Raw genomic sequence first — 3,203 nt, 5'->3', positions numbered from 1 at the left:
GCCCATTCTTCGTCGCTGACATCGGATGGGTAAGGTTTGCGGTTTTCCATGGGGCTTGGATTTTACCGCTATGGGATAGTTCAGAACAGGCTCTAGCAATTGGCAGACCCGCCTGCCGCACAACAGCTCGCCCTACACCTCGACCATTGTGTTTCTGGTGCGCAAAGGCAACCCCAAGGCCATTAAAGACTGGGGCGATCTGGTGAAACCGGGCGTGCAAGTGATCACCCCCAACCCGAAAACCTCGGGCGGCGCGCGCTGGAACTACCTGGCGGCTTGGGGCTATGCGCTGAAACAACCGGGCGGCAACGAAGCCAAGGCGCGTGACTTTGTCAAAGCGCTGTTCAAAAACGTGCCGGTGCTGGACACCGGCGCCCGCGGCTCGACCATGACCTTTGTCGAACGCGGCATCGGCGACGTGCTGCTGGCCTGGGAAAACGAAGCCCTGCTGGCCAAAAAAGAACTTGGCCCGGAAAAATTCGACATCATCGCCCCGCCGCTGTCCATCCTGGCTGAACCGCCAGTGGCCGTGGTGGACAAAAACGCCGAGAAAAAAGGCACGCTCAAACAAGCCAATGCCTACGTGAAGTTCCTGTACACCCCAGAAGCGCAAACCATCATCGCCGAAAACTACTTCCGCCCGATCGACCCGACCGTGGCCAGCAAATACGCCGCGCAATACCCCAAGCTGAAACTGTTCACCATTCAAGACCTGGGTGGCTGGCGCAAAGCGCAAACCACGCACTTCAGCGATGGCGGCGTGTTTGACCAGATCAACGCCCGCTGAGCGCCGCTTCAAGCGCAACACCCTGAATGCCCGCCTGCGCGGGCATGACGGAGAAGTAGGGTTCAGGGCGGGTGTAAGTAAGCGCTGGATACATCTTCTGCCCGCACCACACCCACAGCCCGCCGTGCTTAGCCGCCGTTCACCCCCGTGTGGCGCGCCGAGCATCGCAGAAAGTCAGGGAGGTTTCCGCCACGGCTAAGCGGCGGCGCAGCCGACGCGCCATTCCGTGGCGGCCCTGACTTTCGAGAAGCGCAGGGCAGTCAGCCCGCAGGGCTGACCGCGCCACCCGGGTCGCCTTTCTTTGCCTACTTTCTTTGGCGAAGCAAAGAAAGTAGGGCGGGCACGGGGTGCAACCCCGTCTTAATCACCCCCAGCAACCCTGCGCGCAGCGCAGCCCATCCCCCACCAGGAGCCCACCATGCCCACCCGTCTGCCCCACCTGCTCGCCACCCTGTGTCTGACCATCGGCCTGGCCGCGCCCAGCTGGGCCGACGCCACCCTGCTGAATGTCAGCTATGATGTCACACGGGATTTTTATAAGGATTACAATCCTGCCTTTCAGCAATACTGGAAAGCCAAGACCGGCGAAACCGTCACCCTGCAACAATCGCATGGCGGCTCCAGCAAACAGGCCATGAGCGTGGTGGCCGGCCTGGAAGCGGATGTCATCACCATGAACCAGGCCCCGGACATCGACATCCTGGCCGAACGCGGCGGGCTGGTGCCGGCCGAATGGCAAAAGCGCCTGCCAGACCGCAGCTCGCCGTTTGTCTCGACCATTGTGTTCATCGTCCGCCAGGGCAACCCCAAGGCCATTCAAGACTGGGCCGACCTGGCCAAGCCGGGTGTGCAGGTGATCGTGCCCAACCCGAAAACCAGCGGCAACGGCCGTTACACCTATCTGGCGGCCTGGGGCCAGGCGCAGCAGGCCGGCAATGCCGAGCAGGCGCGCGCCTATGTGCAAAAGCTGTTCGCCAATGTGCCGGTGCTGGATGCTGGCGGGCGGGCCGCCACCACCACCTTCATGCAGCGCCAGATTGGCGACGTGCTGGTGACGTTTGAAAACGAAGCCGAAATGGTCGCCCGCGAGTTTGGCCGCGGCAGCTTTACCGTGGTCTACCCCAAGCGCTCGATCCTGGCGGAAAACCCGGTCAGCGTGGTGGACAAGGTGGTGGACAAGAAAGGCACGCGCAAGGTGGCGCAAGCCTATCTGGAATATCTGTGGAGCCCGGCTGGCCAGGAACTGGCTGCGCAGAACTATTTGCGCCCGCGCAACTCGGAGACTCTGAAAAAATATGCGGCGCAATTCCCGCCGATCCAGACCTTCACCGTCGAGCAGGTGTTTGGCGGCTGGCGCAAGGCGATGGACACCCATTTCCGCGATGGCGGGGTGTTTGACCAAATTTACAGTAAAAAATAAATTTAAGGATGTAGTCATGACGAATCGCGCGGCGCACTTTGTGGACTGGCTGAACCAGCGCTTTATCCAGCAAGGCGCGCCCGTGCAATTCAGCCACGAAGGCCCACGCGTGGCCGCGCACGGCTTTGGCGTGGCGCTGGAGTCTGCGTTCCAGCCCATCATCGGCGCAGTGTCCGGGCGCACGCTGGGCTGGGAAGGCCTGGTGCGCCCGCACAGCCTGGCCGGCGAATCGCTGCCGGTGGTGGAGTTTCTCGACCGCTTCGCCACCGGCGACGACATGGCGCGGGTGGACCGCATCTGCCGCAGCCTGCACCTGGCCAACTTTGTGCGCGCCACCCCGGCGGATGGCTATCTGTTTCTCAACCTGCACCCACGCCACCTGCTGAGCACCCGCCGCCATGGCGAAGTGTTCTCGCACATCGCCGACGCAGCCGGCGTGCCGCCGCAGCGCATCGTCATGGAAATTCTGGAGCACAAAACCTCAGACGAAGCGCAACTGGCGGATGCGGTGAAGGCGCTGAAGGCGCGCGGCTTTTTGATTGCGCTGGATGACTTTGGCCAGGAAGGCCATAGCGTGCACTACGACCGCCTGACCGCGCTCAAGCCAAACATCGTCAAATTTGACCGCAGCCTGATTGCCGGCGGCAGCGAGGCGCGCCGCTATCTGCTCGGCCGCTTGGTCAGCGCCGTGCACGCGCTGGGCGCCACCGTGGTGGCCGAAGGGGTGGAAACCGAAGACGAAGCGCAGATCGCCCGCGATGCCGGCGTGGACATGCTGCAAGGCTATCTGATCGGCCGCCCGCACGGAGAGCTGAGCGAAGGGCGACTGCCGCTGGCGGCCAACGCCTGACACCAAGCCCGGTGCTAGAGCATGTTCTGAACCATCCCAACAACATCAGGAAGGTGCGGCAGCATCAACATGGCAAACGCCACGTAATGTAATCCAGCCAGCGTCTGCGGCAGCTTCTCGTAAGCTCTGGCCAAACGCCGGAAGCG

General features: G+C 62.5%; 2 protein-coding genes and 1 pseudogene. All 3 read left to right on the top strand.

The window, feature by feature from the left end:
• Positions 1-106: 106 nt before the first annotated feature.
• Positions 107-787 (top strand): annotated as a pseudogene (locus DFR34_RS16615) (sulfate ABC transporter substrate-binding protein); the annotation flags it as partial.
• 418 nt (positions 788-1,205) lie between these two features.
• Positions 1,206-2,207, top strand: coding sequence for a sulfate ABC transporter substrate-binding protein (locus DFR34_RS16610; protein WP_110392267.1), 1,002 nt, complete (start codon positions 1,206-1,208; stop codon positions 2,205-2,207).
• A gap of 16 nt (positions 2,208-2,223) precedes the next feature.
• Entirely contained in the window at positions 2,224-3,057 is an 834-nt protein-coding gene (locus tag DFR34_RS16605; protein ID WP_158281873.1) for an EAL domain-containing protein, read from the top strand.
• The last annotated feature ends 146 nt before the right edge of the window (positions 3,058-3,203 follow it).

This window comes from Rivihabitans pingtungensis (genome assembly GCF_003201855.1).
Lineage (GTDB): Bacteria > Pseudomonadota > Gammaproteobacteria > Burkholderiales > Aquaspirillaceae > Rivihabitans > Rivihabitans pingtungensis.
The sequence above is the reverse complement of the archived record's forward strand: the minus strand, read 5'-3'. Positions and strand labels throughout refer to the sequence as shown.

Coding starts and splice junctions, on each gene's coding strand:
- DFR34_RS16610 (WP_110392267.1), top strand. CDS start 1,206: ATGCCCACCCGTCTGCCCCACCTGCTCGCCACCCTGTGTCTGACCATC.
- DFR34_RS16605 (WP_158281873.1), top strand. CDS start 2,224: ATGACGAATCGCGCGGCGCACTTTGTGGACTGGCTGAACCAGCGCTTT.